The following is a 15,349-nucleotide window of genomic DNA, read 5'->3' on the forward strand; positions in this document are numbered from 1 at the left end:
GAAAAGCAAGGACCAGATTGAGCCCAGCAGACCGTACTCCCCCGCCCGAGATCGTGGAGCGCATCGAAGACGTCGACGTCTCGTCCGAGATGCAGGATTCCTATCTGGAGTACGCCTACTCGGTCATCTACGCGCGCGCTCTGCCCGACGCGCGCGACGGGTTGAAGCCGGTGCAGCGCCGCATCCTCTACATGATGAGCGAGATGGGGCTGCGCCCCGATCGCGGCCATGTGAAGTCGGCGCGCGTCACCGGCGAGGTGATGGGCAAGCTGCACCCGCACGGCGACGGCGCCATCTACGACGCTCTCGTGCGCATGGCGCAGGACTTCACGCTGCGCGTGCCGCTCGTCGACGGCCATGGCAACTTCGGCTCGCTCGACGACGGGCCGGCCGCCTCGCGGTACACCGAGGCGCGCCTCGCGGCCGTCTCGCTCGAGATGACCGCCGACATCGACGAGGACACCGTCGACTTCCAGTCGAACTACGACTCGTCGCAGCAGGAGCCGGTGGTGCTGCCGTCGGCGATCCCCAACCTGCTGGTGAACGGCGCGAGCGGCATCGCGGTCGGCATGGCGACCAACATGGCGCCGCACAACCTGATCGAGGTCGTCGGCGCGGCGAAGCACCTGCTCGAGAACCCGGACGCCTCGCTCGACGACCTCATGGCCTACGTGCCCGGCCCTGATCTGCCCGGCGGCGGCACGATCGTCGGTCTCGCCGGCATCCGCGAGGCGTACGAGACCGGCCGCGGCAGCTTCCGCACCCGCGCGAAGGCGCGCGTCGAGCAGCTCACCGCCCGCAAGACGGGCCTCGTGATCACCGAACTGCCGTATCTCATCGGCCCCGAGAAGGTCATCGAGAAGATCAAGGACGGCGTCAACGGGAAGAAGCTGCAGGGCATCTCCGACGTCGCCGATCTCTCCGACCGGCAGCATGGGCTGCGGCTCGTCATCGGCATCAAGACCGGATTCAACCCGGATGCGGTGCTCGAGCAGCTGTACAAGCACACGCCGCTCGAAGACGGCTTCGCGATCAACAACGTCGCCCTGGTCGACGGCGGCCCGCAGACCCTCGGTCTGCGCGAGCTGCTGCGTGTCTATCTCGACCACCGCATCGAGGTCGTCACGCGGCGCTCCCGCTTCCGGCTCGCGCGCCGGCAGGAGCGCCTGCACCTCGTCGAGGGTCTGCTGATCGCGATCCTCGACATCGACGAGGTCATCCAGGTCATCAGGACGTCGGATGACTCGGCGGAGGCATCCACCCGCTTGCAGTCCGTGTTCGATCTGTCGCAGCTGCAGGCCGAGTACATCCTCGAGCTGCGCCTGCGCCGCTTGACGAAGTTCAGCCGCATCGAGCTCGAGACCGAGAAGGCCCAGTTGCAGGCCGAGATCGCCGAGCTCGAGGCGATCCTGGCCTCCCCCGCGCGCATCCGCACGGTCGTCGCCGACGAGCTCGACGACGTTGCCGAGCGTTTCGGCACGCCGCGTCGCACGCTGCTCACCGAGGCGAAGGCGTCGATCGCCTCCGTGGGGTCCAGGAAGTCGGCGTCCTCGGGGCCGGCGCTCGAGATCGCGGATTCCCCGGCTGTGATCTACCTTTCGACGACCGGTCGCACCGTTCGGGTCGACCTGCCCGAGGGCGCCGCGGCGCCGGCTGTCGCGCCTCGGCGCTCGAAGCACGACGCCGTGCTATCGAGCCTCCTCACCACAGCGCGCGCCGAGATCGCCGCTGTCACCAACCGCGGGCGCGCCATCCGCTTCTCCCCCGTCGATCTGCCGGTGGTGCCGGCCAACGCCATCCACCTTGCCGCCGGCGCGCGCATCGCCGAGTACCTGGGCGGCCTCGGCAAGGGCGAGCGTGTGCTCGCGCTCATCTCGCTCGCGGCAGAGGCCGCGCCGATCGCTCTCGGCACCGCGCAAGGCGTCGTGAAGCGCGTCACGCCGGGCGCCTGGCCGAACCGGCCCGACTTCGAGATCATCGCGTTGAAGGTTGGCGACGAGGTGGTCGGCGTGGCTCACGCGGCCGACGATCGCGAGCTGGTGTTCGCCGCCTCCGATGCGCAGCTGCTGCACTTCGCCGCCGCGGCCGTGCGTCCGCAAGGCGCGCCCGCCGGCGGTATGGCAGGCATCAGCCTCGGCAGAGAGGCGAAGGCGATCGGTTTCTTCGTCGTCGACCCGGCCGCCGAGAACGTCGTCGTCACGGTCTCGGTGCCGCTCGCGACCTTGCCTGGCACTGACCCGGGGCGCGGCAAGGTGTCGGCGTTCGGCGAGTTCCCTGGGAAGGGCCGCGCGACCGGCGGCGTGCGCGCGCACGCGTTCCTCAAGGGCGAGGGCATGCTGTCGCTCGCCTGGGTCGGCCCGCAGCCGGCACGCGCGGTCGGCTCAGACGGCTCGGCTCGTCAGCTGCCCGAGGCGCTCGCCAAGCGCGACGCGAGCGGCGTGCCGCTCGACAACGTCGTCGCGAGCGTCGGCGCGGCCGTCGGTGCGGAGTCGCTTGCTCTCGCCGCGGCGCCGGCCGACCCTGTCGCCGCCGATGCTGATGCTGATGCTGATAACGAAGACACGCTCTTCTGAGTTCAGGCGGCACGTCCCCTTCCCGGCATTTCGATGAGGGAACAGATTCGGTTCGCGGGTAATCGCACCGAATCTGTTCCCTCATCGAAGCGCAGGCGAGAGAACGCCGGGGTTGCCGCGCGAAGGCCTCGCGCGTTACGCGTCGATGCGGTCGCGCGACAGTGAGTCGGAGCCCGCGATGATGAACTCCTTGCGCGGGGCGACCTCGTTGCCCATGAGCATTTCGAAGACCTTCGCGGCCTGCTCTGCGTCGGAGACGCGGACCCGGCGAAGCATCCGATGCGCTCGGTCCATCGTGGTCGACGCGAGCTGGTCCGCGTCCATCTCGCCGAGGCCCTTGTAGCGCTGAATCGGGTCCTTCCACCCGATGTTGCGCTTCTTCAGGTCGGCGAGGACGGCGCGCAGCTCGGCCTCCGAGTAGGTGTAGATCGTCTCGGACTGCCGCGAGCCCCGCCCCACCGTCTGCACGCGGTGCAGCGGCGGCACAGCCGCGAACACGCGCCCCGCCTCGACCATCGGCCTCATGTAGCGGAAGAACAGCGTCAGCAGCAGGGTGCGGATGTGGGCGCCGTCGACGTCGGCGTCGGACATGATGATGACCTTGCCGTAGCGTGCAGATTCGAGGTCGAAGGTGCGGCCGGAGCCTGCGCCGATCACCTGGATGATCGCGGCGCATTCGGCGTTCGACAGCATGTCGGAGACCGACGCGCGCTGCACGTTGAGGATCTTCCCGCGGATCGGCAGAAGCGCCTGGTACTCGCTGTCGCGACCGCGGCGCGCCGTGCCGAGCGCCGAGTCGCCCTCGACGATGAACAGCTCGGTCTGCGCGACGTTCGTCGACCGGCAGTCGACCAGCTTGGCCGGCAGCGTCGACGACTCGAGCGCGCTCTTGCGCCGCTGCGTCTCTTTGTGGGCGCGCGCGGAGATGCGCGATTTCATCTCGGCCACGAGCTTGTCGAGCAGAACGGATGCCTGCGCCTTGTCGTCGCGCTTCGTCGAGGTGAACCGCTCGCCGAGCCCCTTGGTGAGCACATTCGCGACGATGTTGCGCACGGCGGGAGTGCCGAGCACCTCTTTCGTCTGTCCCTCGAACTGCGGCTCCGGCAGGCGCACGGTCAGCACGGCGGTGAGGCCTGCCAACAGGTCGTCCTTCTCGAGCTTCTCGGTCGCGGCGATCTTGAGCCGGCGCGCGTTCTGTTCGAACTGGGTGCGGAAGAACTTCATCAGACCCTGTTCGAAGCCGGTCTGGTGGCTGCCGCCCTTCGGCGTCGCGATGATGTTCACGAAGCTCTTCATGACGGTCTCGTAGCCGGTGCCCCAGCGCAGGGCGATGTCGACCTCACAGGTGCGCTTCACCTCGGTGGGCACCATGTTGCCGCTCTCGTTGAGCACGGGAACGGTTTCGGTGAAGTGGCCCTCGCCGGTGATGCGCCACGTGTCGGTGACGCCCGCGTCGGGCGCCAGGTAATCGGCGAACTGCGAGATGCCGCCGTCGAAGTGGAACTCGGTCTTCTCTCCGTCGGAGCTGCGCTGATCGTCGATCACGATGCGCAGGCCAGGAACGAGGAAGGCGGTCTGGCGGGCGCGGGCGACGAGCCCGTCGGGCTGGAAGGACGCGTCGCGGCCGAAGATCTGGCGGTCGGCCCAGTAGCGGATGCGCGTGCCGGTCTTCGCCTTCGCGACCCTGCCCACGACGCGCAGCTCGCTGTCCGCGACGAACGGCGTGAACGGGGCATCCGGTGTCGGGGCCTTGCCCCTGTCGTCGAAGACGCCGGGCTCGCCGCGGTGGAAGCTCATCGCCCAGGTCTTGCCGTCGCGGTCCACCTCGACGTCGAGCCGCTCCGACAGCGCGTTCACGACCGACGCGCCGACCCCGTGCAGGCCGCCAGAGGCGGAATACGAGCCGCCGCCGAACTTGCCGCCGGCGTGCAGCTTCGTGAAGACCACCTCGACGCCCGACAGCCCGGTCTTCGGCTCGATGTCGACAGGGATGCCGCGCGCGCTGTCGCGCACCTCGACGCTGTCGTCGGGGTGCAGCACGACATCGATCCCGCCGCCGAAACCGGCGAGCGCCTCGTCGACGGAGTTGTCGATGATCTCCCACAGACAGTGCATGAGCCCGCGCTCGTCGGTCGAGCCGATGTACATGCCTGGGCGCTTGCGCACCGCCTCCAGCCCTTCGAGGACTGACAGGTGTCTCGCAGAATAATCGGCACTTCCCACGTGTTCAAGACTACGAACCGAAAGCAGTGCACGCCTGACGACACCCTGTCGGCGCAGCTCGTACGCCGCGAGCGAAATGCGCAGCACAAGGCGCGATTTATCAGCAGTCCGTGTTTCACTGGGTTGCAACGACAAGCGGTTCGCTACGTAGGAGGTTCTCGAAATGTCGCTCAACACCACACCGAACGACGACCTCCGGGCGGAGCCGCAGCTGACCGCGGCCGACCGCTGTGACGCGTGCGGCGCCCAGGCGTACGTGCGGGCCACGGTGAACGGCACCGAGCTGCTGTTCTGCGCTCACCACGCGAAGAAGCACCAAGAGAAGCTCGAGGCGATCGCCGAGAGCTGGCACGACGAGTCGGCTCGACTCCTTGAGGACTCGCGCGCGTAAGCACCGGAAGAGACGTGGGGCCAGGCGGAAGCCTGGCCCTTTCTCTATGCCTCGAGGTAGCGGCGCGGAACACGCGCGGCGATGCGCGTCGTGATCTCGTCGCCGAGCGTGCCCGAGAGGTCCCCCCATTGGCGCACCGTCTGCTCGCCCTCGGCGCCGGCGCCGAACAGCACAGCGGCGTCGCCCTGCCCGAGCTCGGCGCCGGGGGCGACCGCGATCACGAGATGGTCCCGCTCGACGCGCACGATCGGATGCTGCACGCCGCGCACCGCGACGGCGCAGCTCCCCGCGACATTGCGCGGCACGCCGTCGCCGTAGCCGGCGCTGACATACGCCTCGGCGCGATCGTCGCCGGTCTCGCGCACGGCGAGCACCTGTGCGCGCAGAGTCATAACGGGCGTCAGGCCGATCTCGGCCGGCGTGACGCCGTCGAACGACGGGATGCCCCAGCAGTGGCCGCCCATGCGGACGAGGTCGAGGCGCACGTCTTCGCGCCGAAGCCCGGCCGAGCTCGCGGCGAGGTGGCGCACATCGATCGTGGCGCCGAGGTCGCGGGCGACGGAGACGCCATCGAGGAAGCGCTCGAGAGCGATCGTGTCCTCGTCCTCCGAGGCCTCGGCGATGTGAGTCCACGCCGCGAAGGTGCGCACGAGGCCCGCCCGCTCGGCCTCGACCGCGCCGGCCACGAGCGCCGGCCAATCGTCGGTCGTGGCACCGTTGCGGTGCAGGCCGGTGTCGAGCTTCAGGTGCAACCGGGGTGGAACAAACCCGGCCGTGCCGGAGAGCTCGCGCGCGGCATCCGTGATGGCGGTGAGCTCCGGAATGCTCGAGACGCCGAGGTCGACGTGCGCGGCGATCGCGTCGGCGAAGTCCTGCCCGGGCGGGTAGAGCCACGAGAGCACCGCGACCTCGTCACCGATGCCGGCGGCGCGCAGCTCGAGCGCCGTGTCGAGGTCGAGAGCGCCGATCGCGCGGATGCCGCTTTCGATCGCCTGCTGTGCGACGCGCACCCGGCCGTGGCCGTAGGCGTCGGCCTTGACGACGACCATCAGCTCGGCCGGCGCGACAGCCCGGCGCAGGTGCGCGATGTTGGCGTCGAGCGCGCCGAGGTCGATGACGGCTTCGACGAGGGACCCGGTCATCGCTCCTCCCCCGCGGGGTGGCGGCGGGGCCGCGAGCTCAACCGGGTGGTGATCTCGGCGCTGTGGGTGCCGAGCGCCTGCGCGTGCTGATGCGCGGTCGGTTCGCCGCGGCGCGCGTCGCCGAGCACGGTCGCCTCGGTGCCGAGCGCAGGGGCGTCGACGTCGCCGAGATCGAGCATGAAGGCATCCATCGCGACCCGGCCGGCGATCGTGTGGCGCGCGCCGTCGACGGATGCGTCGACCCGGTTGCCTCCTGCGCGCGTGAGCCCGTCCGCATAGCCGAGTGTCACAAGCGCCAGGGTGGTCTGGGTGCGGGTGCGGTAGGTGTAGCCGTAGCTCACCCCTTCGTCGGCGCCGACCCGCTTGGTGGCGGCGATCGGCGCCCAGAGGCGCAGAACGGGGCGGAAATCGGGGGCGAGGTCCGCGCTGTCTTCGCTGACGCCGAAGAGCTCGGCGCCGACGACGGGGAACGCGGAGTCCACAACGGCGGCGATGCCCCGCTGGGCCGCATCGGCGAGGGCGTCGTCGAGCTCGGCGGGCGCCAGCCCGGGAAGCCCGTCGCCGTCCTCTTCGGCGAGCACCACGCCGGTGACGCCGCCGTCAGCCGCGCGCTCGTATTCGCCGAGCGAATGAACCCGGGGCGCGACGCCGAGCGCCGCCGCACGGCGGAAGTCCTCGTCGGCACTGTGCTGCGTCGTGACGACGAGGGTCTCGGAGGCGAGAGCGCGCACCCGTTCGGCTTCATCGAGGCGGGCGACCACGAAGGCCTGAGCGCCGAGTTCGGTGAGGGCGGGAACGACGACCTCGAGGCCGTGGCCCCAGGCATCCGCGCCGACGTCGACGAGCAGCGGCGCGCCGTCCGTCAGCTCGCGGAAGCGCGCGACGTTGGCGGCGAGCACGGTGAGATCGATCGACGCCTCGCGGAAGGCGACGTGCCGCTTTCCTGCTGCCATCAGCGCTTGCCGGCGACGAATCGGCGGGTGGCGTCGAGCGAGGCCAGCTCGAGCTCCCATTCGCCGTCCAGCTCCCCCGGCAGCGGCCCGAGCACGTCCTCGACCATGGAGCGCGCGAGCCAGGGGTTCCGCACGAACGCCGGGCCGAGCAGGTTGGTCCAGATCAGCGAGCCGTGGCGTGCGCCGTCGTCGCCCTGGTTGTTCAGCTTCGCCGTGTTGTCGAGGCCGAACAGCACTCTGCCGAACGGGGTCACGCCGGCGTCCAGCGTGACGGAGAGCGTCTTGACGTAGACGCCGGCCGCGTCGGGGTGTGCCGAGCCCGGTGCGTACTGGACGAGCAGGTCGTCGCCGTAGACGTGGCGGTCGGTCGGGCGTTCGACGGCATCGCCCGGAAGCAGCCCGAGGCCGGCGAAACCCGGGTGCGAGACGCGCGCCGTCGTGCGCGCGAACAGCGCAATGGACGTGCCGAAGACGACGATGCGGCGGCTGGATGCCAGGAAGGCGCGCAGGGCTTCTCCGTCGGCAGCCAACGACGCGAGCACTTCGAGATCGCCCGACCCGAACACGGCGAGATCGGCGGGCACCGCGGTCGACACGTCGTCGATGCGGTTGAGCACGACGTCGAAGCCGAGCTGCCCGCCGAGGCGGTCGAGGGCCATGAGGTTGCCGCGGTCGCCGTTGAGCCACAGCTGGTCCGGGAACATCCAGTTGACGGTCAGCGTGGGGCGCGCGCCGTCACTCATCGGTCATCGCCTTCCGGACCTCCTGATAGTGGTGCAGCAGCGTCAGCAGATAGAGGTCCTTCGCGGGCTCGGCCAGCAGCGCCTTGGCGGTCACGACCGGGTCGTCGGTGGCGACGACGGAGATCTTGTCGCGGGGTACGCCGGCGTATCGCAGGATGTTCGCGGTGTCGTGCGCGACGACGTCGCCGATGCACACGAACTTCTCGACGTTGGCGTCGGCAAGGCGCGAGAAGTCGACGTCGAAGCCGTACGCGGTGTTCGCGGTCTTCGGACCCCACGCGTTCTCGACGATGTTCAGGCCGACGGCGACGGTCTTCGGCTTCGGGTCGCGGCGGATGTTCTCGATCGCGAGCGCGAGCGTGTCGGGGGTCTCCTGCTTGAAGCGCGCGTAGTGCACGGTCTTCCCGGCGATCTCGGTGTCTTCGAGGCGCCCCTGGATGTTGACGAAGGAGTCGAAGGCGCGAGCGATCGCGTCGTCGTCGATGCCGAGTTCCTTCGCGTACGAGTACGCGAGCAGATAGTCGTAGACGAAGTGGATCGCCCGGTAGTGCATCGGGAAGGAGCGCCCGCCGATGGTGACCGTGCCCGCGTCGAGGTCGAACCCGTCGACCGTGTAGTCGGTCTCTGCCTTCGACGCGAAGCCGCACTTCGTGCAGTGGAACCGCCCGATGCTCGGCATGTTCTCGTAGTCGAACACGAGCGTGCCCGAGCAGACCGGGCAGGGTCGTGAGATGGAGAAGCGCGAGACGCGCGGCTCCGCGCTGTAGCTGTTCCGTGGAAGACCGTAGCTGCGCACTCGCTGCCACTTCGCGCCGATCGACGAGACGTCGGGGTCGTCGTTGTTGACGAGCAGGGTCATGTCGGCCGTGATGACCTCGGCGATCCGGTCGCGGATGTAGTTGGGGCTCTGGTTCACCTGCGGAACGTCCTTCTGGACGTTCGTGAGCAGCAGATGCTGCGGGTGGATGACCGGGACGATCTTCGACAGCGCCTCTTCGGCGACCTCGAGCACCAGCACGTCGGCCTTCGGCCGGTTGAAGAACGACGTGTACCGCAAGAGGCTCGCGACGATGCCGGGCTGGTTGTTCGACTCGGTGTTGTACGCGACCGTCTGCCCGGAGGCCGCGACCACCTGCTGCACGAGCGCGGTCGTCGTCGACTTGCCGTTGGTCCCGGTGACGAAGACGACCCTGGCCGGCTTGCGGATGTAGCTCAGCACCGACGGCGAGATGCGGAAGGCCAGCGCGCCGGGGATGTGGTAGCCGGGTCGGCCGATCGCCCTGAGGCCGACGAGCGCTGCCTTGCCGACGAGGAATGCGAAAGCATCCCTCGCGCTCATGCAGTCGCTCCCTTGACGATCACGAACGGCGTCTGCTGATGGCCCTGGCCGTAAGGGTTGTCGCGGATGAACTCGTTCAGCTCGGCCTTGGTCTTGAGGGCGAGCAACGACTTCGAGGCGCCGAGCAGGCTTCCGCCGAAGTCGTTCGTGTCGGTGATCACAAGCGGCACACCGAGCTTGACGAGCACCTCGTCGCACAGCTCCTGCGCGTTGTCGGGCAGCGGGATGCCCTGACGGTGGAACTCGTCGGGGTTGCCGTAGTCGTCGCCGAGGCCGTCGATGCCCACGACCTTCGGCCCGGTGACGACGTAGAACCAGCCCTTGCGGCGGAAGATCACCTTGCCGATGACCGCGGCGGCGGCGCCGAGCAGGATGCGGGGCACGCCGACGGTGTCGATGGCGTACTGCATCTTGAGCGGAACGCCCACTCCCGCGCCCTTCACGGGGTCGGCGTCGACCTTCGACGACAGCCACTTCGCGAGCCGGCCGACCTTGAGGCTGTCAGGGTCGATGACGTTGCCGCTCGCGATGGAGACGATCTTCGACGCGGAGAACAGCACGTCGCCCCGCTCGAAGTGCGGCAGCACGTACCGCTCGATCAGCCCGAGGTACGACTCGTTCGGCTCGATGAAGTGCGTCTTGATCGTGTGCCGCGGATAGCTCGCGCCACCGACGACGACCTCGACCTGCTTGCCGTCGTTCGCAAAGAAGTCCATCCGGCTTACTCCAGGTAGTCGCGCAGCGACTGCGACCGCGAGGGGTGACGCAGCTTGGCCATGGTCTTGGACTCGATCTGGCGGATGCGCTCGCGCGTCACGCCGAAGGTGTCGCCGATCTGGTCGAGCGTCTTCGGCTGGCCGTCACCGAGGCCGAAGCGCATGCGGATCACGCCCGCCTCGCGCTCGGAGAGCGAGTCGAGCAGGCTCTCGAGCTGCTTCTGCAGCATCGTGAAGCCGACGGCGTCGGCCGGCACGACCGCCTCGGTGTCCTCGATGAGGTCGCCGAACTCGCTGTCGCCGTCTTCGCCGAGCGGGGTGTGCAGGGAGATCGGCTCGCGGCCGTACTTCTGCACCTCGACGACCTTCTCGGGCGTCATGTCGAGCTCGCGGCTCAGTTCTTCCGGCGTGGGCTCGCGGCCCAGGTCCTGCAGCATCTGGCGCTGCACGCGGGCGAGCTTGTTGATGACCTCGACCATGTGCACCGGGATGCGGATGGTGCGGGCCTGGTCGGCCATGGCGCGGGTGATCGCCTGGCGGATCCACCACGTGGCGTAGGTCGAGAACTTGAAGCCCTTGGTGTAGTCGAACTTCTCGACGGCGCGGATGAGGCCCAGGTTGCCTTCCTGGATCAGGTCCAGGAACTGCATGCCGCGGCCGGTGTAGCGCTTGGCGAGCGAGACGACGAGGCGCAGGTTCGCGCCCAGGAGGTGGCTCTTGGCGCGCTGGCCGTCACGGGCGACCCAGGTGAGCTCGCGACCCAGCTGGGTGCGCTTCTCCTTGTCGTCCATGTGCGACAGCTTCTCTTCGGCGAACAGGCCGGCCTCGATGCGCATCGCGAGCTCGACCTCCTGCTCGGCGTTGAGCAGCGCGACCTTTCCGATCTGCTTCAGGTAGTCCTTCACCGGGTCGGCGGTGGCGCCCGTGATGGTGGTCGAGTAGACGGGGACGTCGTCGTCCTCGTCGGCCGCACGCAGCACGATCGCGCCAGTGGGCAGCGGCTCGGTCATCTCGGGAGCGGCCGGCTTCTCTTCAGCCTCGTCGGATTCCTCGGAGTCGTCGTTCTCTTCGGCCGCAGGCGCGGCCTCGACCACAACCTCGGTCTCGGGCGCGTCGCCCTCGTCGAGCTCTTCCTCGTTCTCGGCCTCGTCGTTCGCAGCAGCCTTCTTGGTGCTGGTGCGCTTGGTCGCGGTCGCCGCCTTCGCGGTCGTCGTCTTCTTCGCGGTGGCAGGGGTCTTCGCGGCAGTCTTAGCGGCCATGGTCGTCACCTTCCGTCCGTATTGCGGACATTACAAAGGCCCATGTCAAGTCCGGGTGGTGACGGCACCGCTGTCATTCAGCTGGCGCCCCGCGAACATGAACGGGTCCTGAGCTTCAAGTATGGCACAGGCGCCGGGTGGCGAGCGTCAGCCCCGCGCGGCCTTTCGGCGAGCCCATGCATCATTCAGTGCAACCCAGATCGGGGCCACGCGTATTCCCTCTTCGTCCAGCATCCGCGCCCGCGTGCGGCGCCTCGCCCGCACGACGCCGACCAGCCCGACCGCCAGCACGGCGAACACGATGAGGAACGCGACGCGGAAGGACGCGAGCGAGTACATCGGCTGTCCGAAATGCGAATGGGCGAGGTCGAGCAGCGACCCGATGACGTAGATCATGACGAAGCTGGCGCTGAAGCCGCCGACATTGACGACCCCGTTCGCCGAGCCGAGGGCGTGCAGCGGATTCGAGGTGCGCGCGAAGTCGAATCCGATCGCAGAGCCCGGGCCGCCGATCCCGACGATCACGAGCATCAGCACAACGACGGCGAACGGCGGCTTCCCCGGCCAGAGCAGCATGACGGCCCAGATCGCCGCCATGGCCGCGACCACCATGAGAACGATGTTCGATCGGCGCAGCGGGTGGCGCCCGGTGAGCACGCCGAGGATCGGCCCCACGACCATGCCGGCGACGACCGGAACGATGAGAAGGACGGATGCCTCGGCTCGGGGGTAGCCGAGCCCGAAGACGAGAAACGGCAGCCCCCACATCAGCGTGAACATCGTCATCGGGCTCATGGTGACGAAATGCGACCAGAAGCCGAGCTGCGTGCCCGGCATCTTGAGGCTCTCCCCCAGCTGTCGCAGCGACTGGGTCCAGTTCTCGGGGCGCGGACCCTCGACCGCATCGGCCGGACGGTCGACGACCAGGGTCGTGACGAGCACCACCCCGAGCACGACGAATGCCGCGGCTGAGAGGAATGCGGGCGTCCACCCCGCCTCGTGCAGGATCGCCGCGAACGGCACAGCCGAGAGCACCTGGCCGAGCTGGCCGACGTTGCTGACCCACTGCACCGCGACGGGCACCCTGCGGCCGGGGAACCACGAGCTCACGAGCCGGATCACGGACAGGAACACCGTCGCGTCGCCCGCGCCGACGAGCACGCGGCCGACGATGGCGTCGCCGATGTTCGGCGAGAGCGCGACGACGACCTGGCCGACGGCCATGACGCCGAGACCCCCGATCATCATGCGGCGCGGGCCGAACCGGTCGAGCAGCACCCCGAACGGGATCTGCGCCCCTGCGTAGACGACGAGCTGGAGCACGGCGAGCATCGACAGCACGGCGGCGCTCGCATGGAATCGCTCGGTGGCGCTGACGCCGGCGACGCCGATGGTCGTCCGCTGGGTGATGGCCACCAGATACGCGAAGAGCCCGGTCGCATAGACCAGGGCTCCGCGGCGGCTCACTCAGTCAAGGCTATCGCCTGCGTCGTCCTTGCCGTGGCGGCGCTGGTGCGCCAGGAACTGCTCCAGCTCGGCGGCGATCTCGTCGGCCGACGGCAGGTTGCCGGCATCCGCCAGCCCGCGCTTGATCGGGTTGTCCTGCATATACGTGTCGTGCCGCTCCTCGAGCGCGCCGACCAACCGCTCGAGCTCCTGGTTGCTCTGCACCTGCTCGTTGATGTTGGCGACGAAGTCGCGGTCGTCGTCGCGCAGGAAGTCGGTGGGGAACACGAGACCCGTCGATGCGGCGATGCTCTGCAGCGCCGTGATCAGCGCCGCCGGGTATTCGGTGTCACCGAGGTAGTGCGGAACGAGCACGACGAACCCGGTCGTCAGGTGCTCGCGCTCGGTGAGGCGGTACTCGATCAGGTGCATGGCGGTCGCCGGCGCCTGCGTGCGCGGCCGCCACGCCGAGAGCTGCTCGATCAGCTCGGCGTTGTTGCCGCTCACCGTCACCGACAGCGGCCGGGTGTGGGGCACCGGCATCGGGATCGCGTGCACCCACGTCGTGCTCGAGACCTCGAGCGTCTCGATGAGGCCGATGACGGCGGCGCTGAACGCCTCCCATTCGAAGTCGGGCTCGTAGCCGTGCAGGAACAGGAACGGCCGCCCGACCTCGTCGTCGACGAGGTAGAGGGCGAGCTTCGGCGGCGCGTAGTCGGTGAGGTGGTCCTGCTCGAACGTGAAGGTCGGTCTGCGCGCTCGGTAGTCGAGCAGGATGTCGTTGTCGAACAGCGCGATCAGCTCGTGCCTCGGCAGGTTCTCAAGCGTGTATGCGCCGAGCTGCGAAACCGTCCCGCCTGCGTCGGCGAACCCCGTCAGACCGCCCACGAGCGGAAGCCCGGCCGGCACGTCCATCGCGGCGGCGGTGAGCTCGTAGAGTTCGCGGGGGTTGCGCATTCTTCAACTGTAGGCGCGGGGTGCGCACGGCTCGGGGCGGTGGGTGATGCCCAGAGCGAACAGGGCCGGCCGCGTACGTCGATAGGGTTTTTCGCATGACCGCAGCTGAGCTCATCATCGTTCCCGAGGTGGCCGTAGCCGACGCCGAGATCCTGGTGTTCGCCGCGACGGCCGACAAGCCCGCACCGACCGTCGTCGGCGCGGAACTCGCCCCAGAGCTGGTCAGGGCGGTCGCCGAGCAGCTTCCGTTGGTCGGCTTCGGCGGCGGTGCCGACGAGCTCGCGCGGCTCGCTGTCGACGGCCGTGCGATCGCCGTGATCGGTCTCGGGAAGAGCGTGACGGCGGACGGGGTGCGGGCGGCGGCCGGTTCGGCTGTGCGGCAGCTTGCCGGTGCGGCATCCGTCGCCCTCGCCCTGACCGCCGATGACGAGCTGCTGCCTGCCGTGCTGGCCGGCGCCGCGCTCGGCTCCTACTCCTACGACGTGTATCGCACGGCGAGCAAGGCGGGCGCGAAGACGCCGGTCGCGCGCATCCAGGTGGTGAGCGGGGTGGCGGATGCCGCAGCCGCGCTCACCCGCGCCAGGGTCGACGCCGACGCGGTGGCGCTCGTCAAGGACCTCTTCAACCAGCCGCCCCTCGACCTGTACCCCGAAACCTTCGTGCACGCGGCCCGTGAAGCGGTGGGCCACCTGCCGGTCGCGGTGCAGGTGTGGGACGAGCAGGCGCTCGCGGACGAGGGCTTCGGCGGCATCCTGGGGGTCGGCCAGGGGTCGACGCGCGGGCCCCGCCTCGCCAAGCTGAGCTACTCCCCCGTCGGCGCGACCCAGCACCTGGCGCTGGTCGGCAAGGGCATCACCTTCGACTCGGGCGGCCTGTCGCTCAAGCCGCCCACCGGCATGATCGGCATGAAGGGCGACATGACGGGTGCGGCGGTCGCGCTCGCCGCAGTGCGCGCGGTCGCCGAGCTCGAGCTGCCCGTGCGGGTCACCGCGTGGCTGTGTCTCGCAGAGAACATGCCCTCCGGCGCTGCCATTCGCCCGGGGGACGTGCTGCGCATCCGCGGCGGGAAGACCGTCGAGGTGCTGAACACCGACGCAGAGGGGCGGCTCGTCATGGCGGACGGGCTCGTCGCAGCCAGCGAGGAGCACCCTGACCAGCTCATCGACGTCGCGACACTGACCGGCGCCAAGGTGACGGCGCTCGGCGTGCGGTACTCCGCGGTCATGGGTGACGACGGCCTCGTCGACGAACTGCGCGCGGCTGCAGCCGACTCGGGCGAGCTGCTCTGGCCGATGCCGCTGCCGGACGAGCTGCGCGCGACCATCAATTCGGGAATAGCGGACCTCGCGAACGCGAACCCCGGCGTCGCCGCAGGGGGGATGCTGCTGGCCGGCGTCTTCCTGCGCGAGTTCGTCGGCGCGCAGGCCGACGGCGACGACGCGCCCCGGATTCCGTGGGCGCACCTCGACATCGCCGGCTCCGAGGAGAACAAGGGCGGCCCGTACGGCTTCACCGGCAAGGGCGGCACGGGCGTCGCCGTGCGCCTGCTCGTGCGCCACGCTGAGCGGCTCGCCGCCGCGGCGAGCACGGTCGGCTAGGGTCGCGAG

Annotated in this window: 12 protein-coding genes; 3 read left to right on the forward strand and 9 right to left on the reverse strand. The window is 69.3% G+C overall.

Translation table 11 applies throughout. From position 1 onward, the window contains the following. Window positions 1-17: 17 nt before the first annotated feature. Window positions 18-2,573, forward strand: a complete 2,556-nt coding sequence (locus D7I44_RS16785; protein WP_425459317.1) for a DNA gyrase/topoisomerase IV subunit A — start codon at window positions 18-20, stop codon at window positions 2,571-2,573. 135 nt (window positions 2,574-2,708) lie between these two features. On the opposite strand, the gene D7I44_RS16790 is transcribed toward D7I44_RS16785, so the two are convergent. Next, window positions 2,709-4,796 (reverse strand): DNA gyrase/topoisomerase IV subunit B, encoded by a 2,088-nt coding sequence (locus D7I44_RS16790; protein WP_120790538.1) that lies wholly within the window; start codon window positions 4,794-4,796, stop codon window positions 2,709-2,711. 163 nt (window positions 4,797-4,959) lie between these two features. Between D7I44_RS16790 and D7I44_RS16795 the strand changes: the two genes are divergently transcribed. Then, a complete protein-coding gene (locus tag D7I44_RS16795) occupies window positions 4,960-5,187 on the forward strand; it encodes a DUF7455 domain-containing protein (RefSeq protein ID WP_120790539.1) in 228 nt (75 codons plus the stop codon). A 44-nt stretch (window positions 5,188-5,231) separates the two neighbouring features. Here D7I44_RS16795 and D7I44_RS16800 read toward each other — a convergent pair whose 3' ends face one another. The 8 genes from D7I44_RS16800 to D7I44_RS16835 form a co-directional block, all read right to left on the reverse strand. Next, window positions 5,232-6,329, reverse strand: coding sequence for an alanine racemase (locus D7I44_RS16800; RefSeq protein WP_120790540.1), 1,098 nt, complete (start codon window positions 6,327-6,329; stop codon window positions 5,232-5,234). Beyond that, complete coding sequence (locus D7I44_RS16805) at window positions 6,326-7,282, reverse strand: alanine racemase (RefSeq protein WP_162940343.1); 957 nt, start codon at window positions 7,280-7,282, stop codon at window positions 6,326-6,328. Before D7I44_RS16805 ends, D7I44_RS16800 begins: the two co-directional genes overlap by 4 nt. Then, a complete protein-coding gene (locus D7I44_RS16810; RefSeq protein WP_120790542.1) occupies window positions 7,282-8,025 on the reverse strand; it encodes a hypothetical protein in 744 nt (247 codons plus the stop codon). The genes D7I44_RS16805 and D7I44_RS16810 overlap by 1 nt, the downstream gene beginning before the upstream one ends. Further along, entirely contained in the window at window positions 8,018-9,364 is a 1,347-nt protein-coding gene (locus tag D7I44_RS16815) for a MurT ligase domain-containing protein (RefSeq protein WP_120790543.1), read from the reverse strand. Before D7I44_RS16815 ends, D7I44_RS16810 begins: the two co-directional genes overlap by 8 nt. Then, on the reverse strand, window positions 9,361-10,080 hold the full coding sequence (locus tag D7I44_RS16820; protein WP_120790544.1) for a coenzyme F420-0:L-glutamate ligase: 720 nt from the start codon (window positions 10,078-10,080) through the stop codon (window positions 9,361-9,363). The genes D7I44_RS16815 and D7I44_RS16820 overlap by 4 nt, the downstream gene beginning before the upstream one ends. A 5-nt stretch (window positions 10,081-10,085) precedes the next feature. Beyond that, the gene (locus D7I44_RS16825) at window positions 10,086-11,339 is read right to left on the reverse strand and encodes an RNA polymerase sigma factor (RefSeq protein WP_120790545.1); all 1,254 of its coding nucleotides are present in this window, start codon (window positions 11,337-11,339) and stop codon (window positions 10,086-10,088) included. A 147-nt stretch (window positions 11,340-11,486) separates the two neighbouring features. Next, complete coding sequence (locus tag D7I44_RS16830; RefSeq protein WP_120790546.1) at window positions 11,487-12,806, reverse strand: MFS transporter; 1,320 nt, start codon at window positions 12,804-12,806, stop codon at window positions 11,487-11,489. Beyond that, the gene (locus D7I44_RS16835) at window positions 12,807-13,742 is read right to left on the reverse strand and encodes a proteasome assembly chaperone family protein (RefSeq protein WP_120790547.1); all 936 of its coding nucleotides are present in this window, start codon (window positions 13,740-13,742) and stop codon (window positions 12,807-12,809) included. A gap of 95 nt (window positions 13,743-13,837) precedes the next feature. Between D7I44_RS16835 and D7I44_RS16840 the strand changes: the two genes are divergently transcribed. Then, window positions 13,838-15,340 carry a leucyl aminopeptidase gene (locus D7I44_RS16840; protein WP_120790548.1) on the forward strand — a complete coding sequence of 501 codons (1,503 nt, stop codon included), beginning with the start codon at window positions 13,838-13,840 and terminating at the stop codon, window positions 15,338-15,340. Window positions 15,341-15,349 lie beyond the last annotated feature (9 nt).

This window comes from Gryllotalpicola protaetiae, from assembly GCF_003627055.1.
Taxonomy (GTDB): Bacteria; Actinomycetota; Actinomycetes; order Actinomycetales; family Microbacteriaceae; genus Gryllotalpicola; species Gryllotalpicola protaetiae.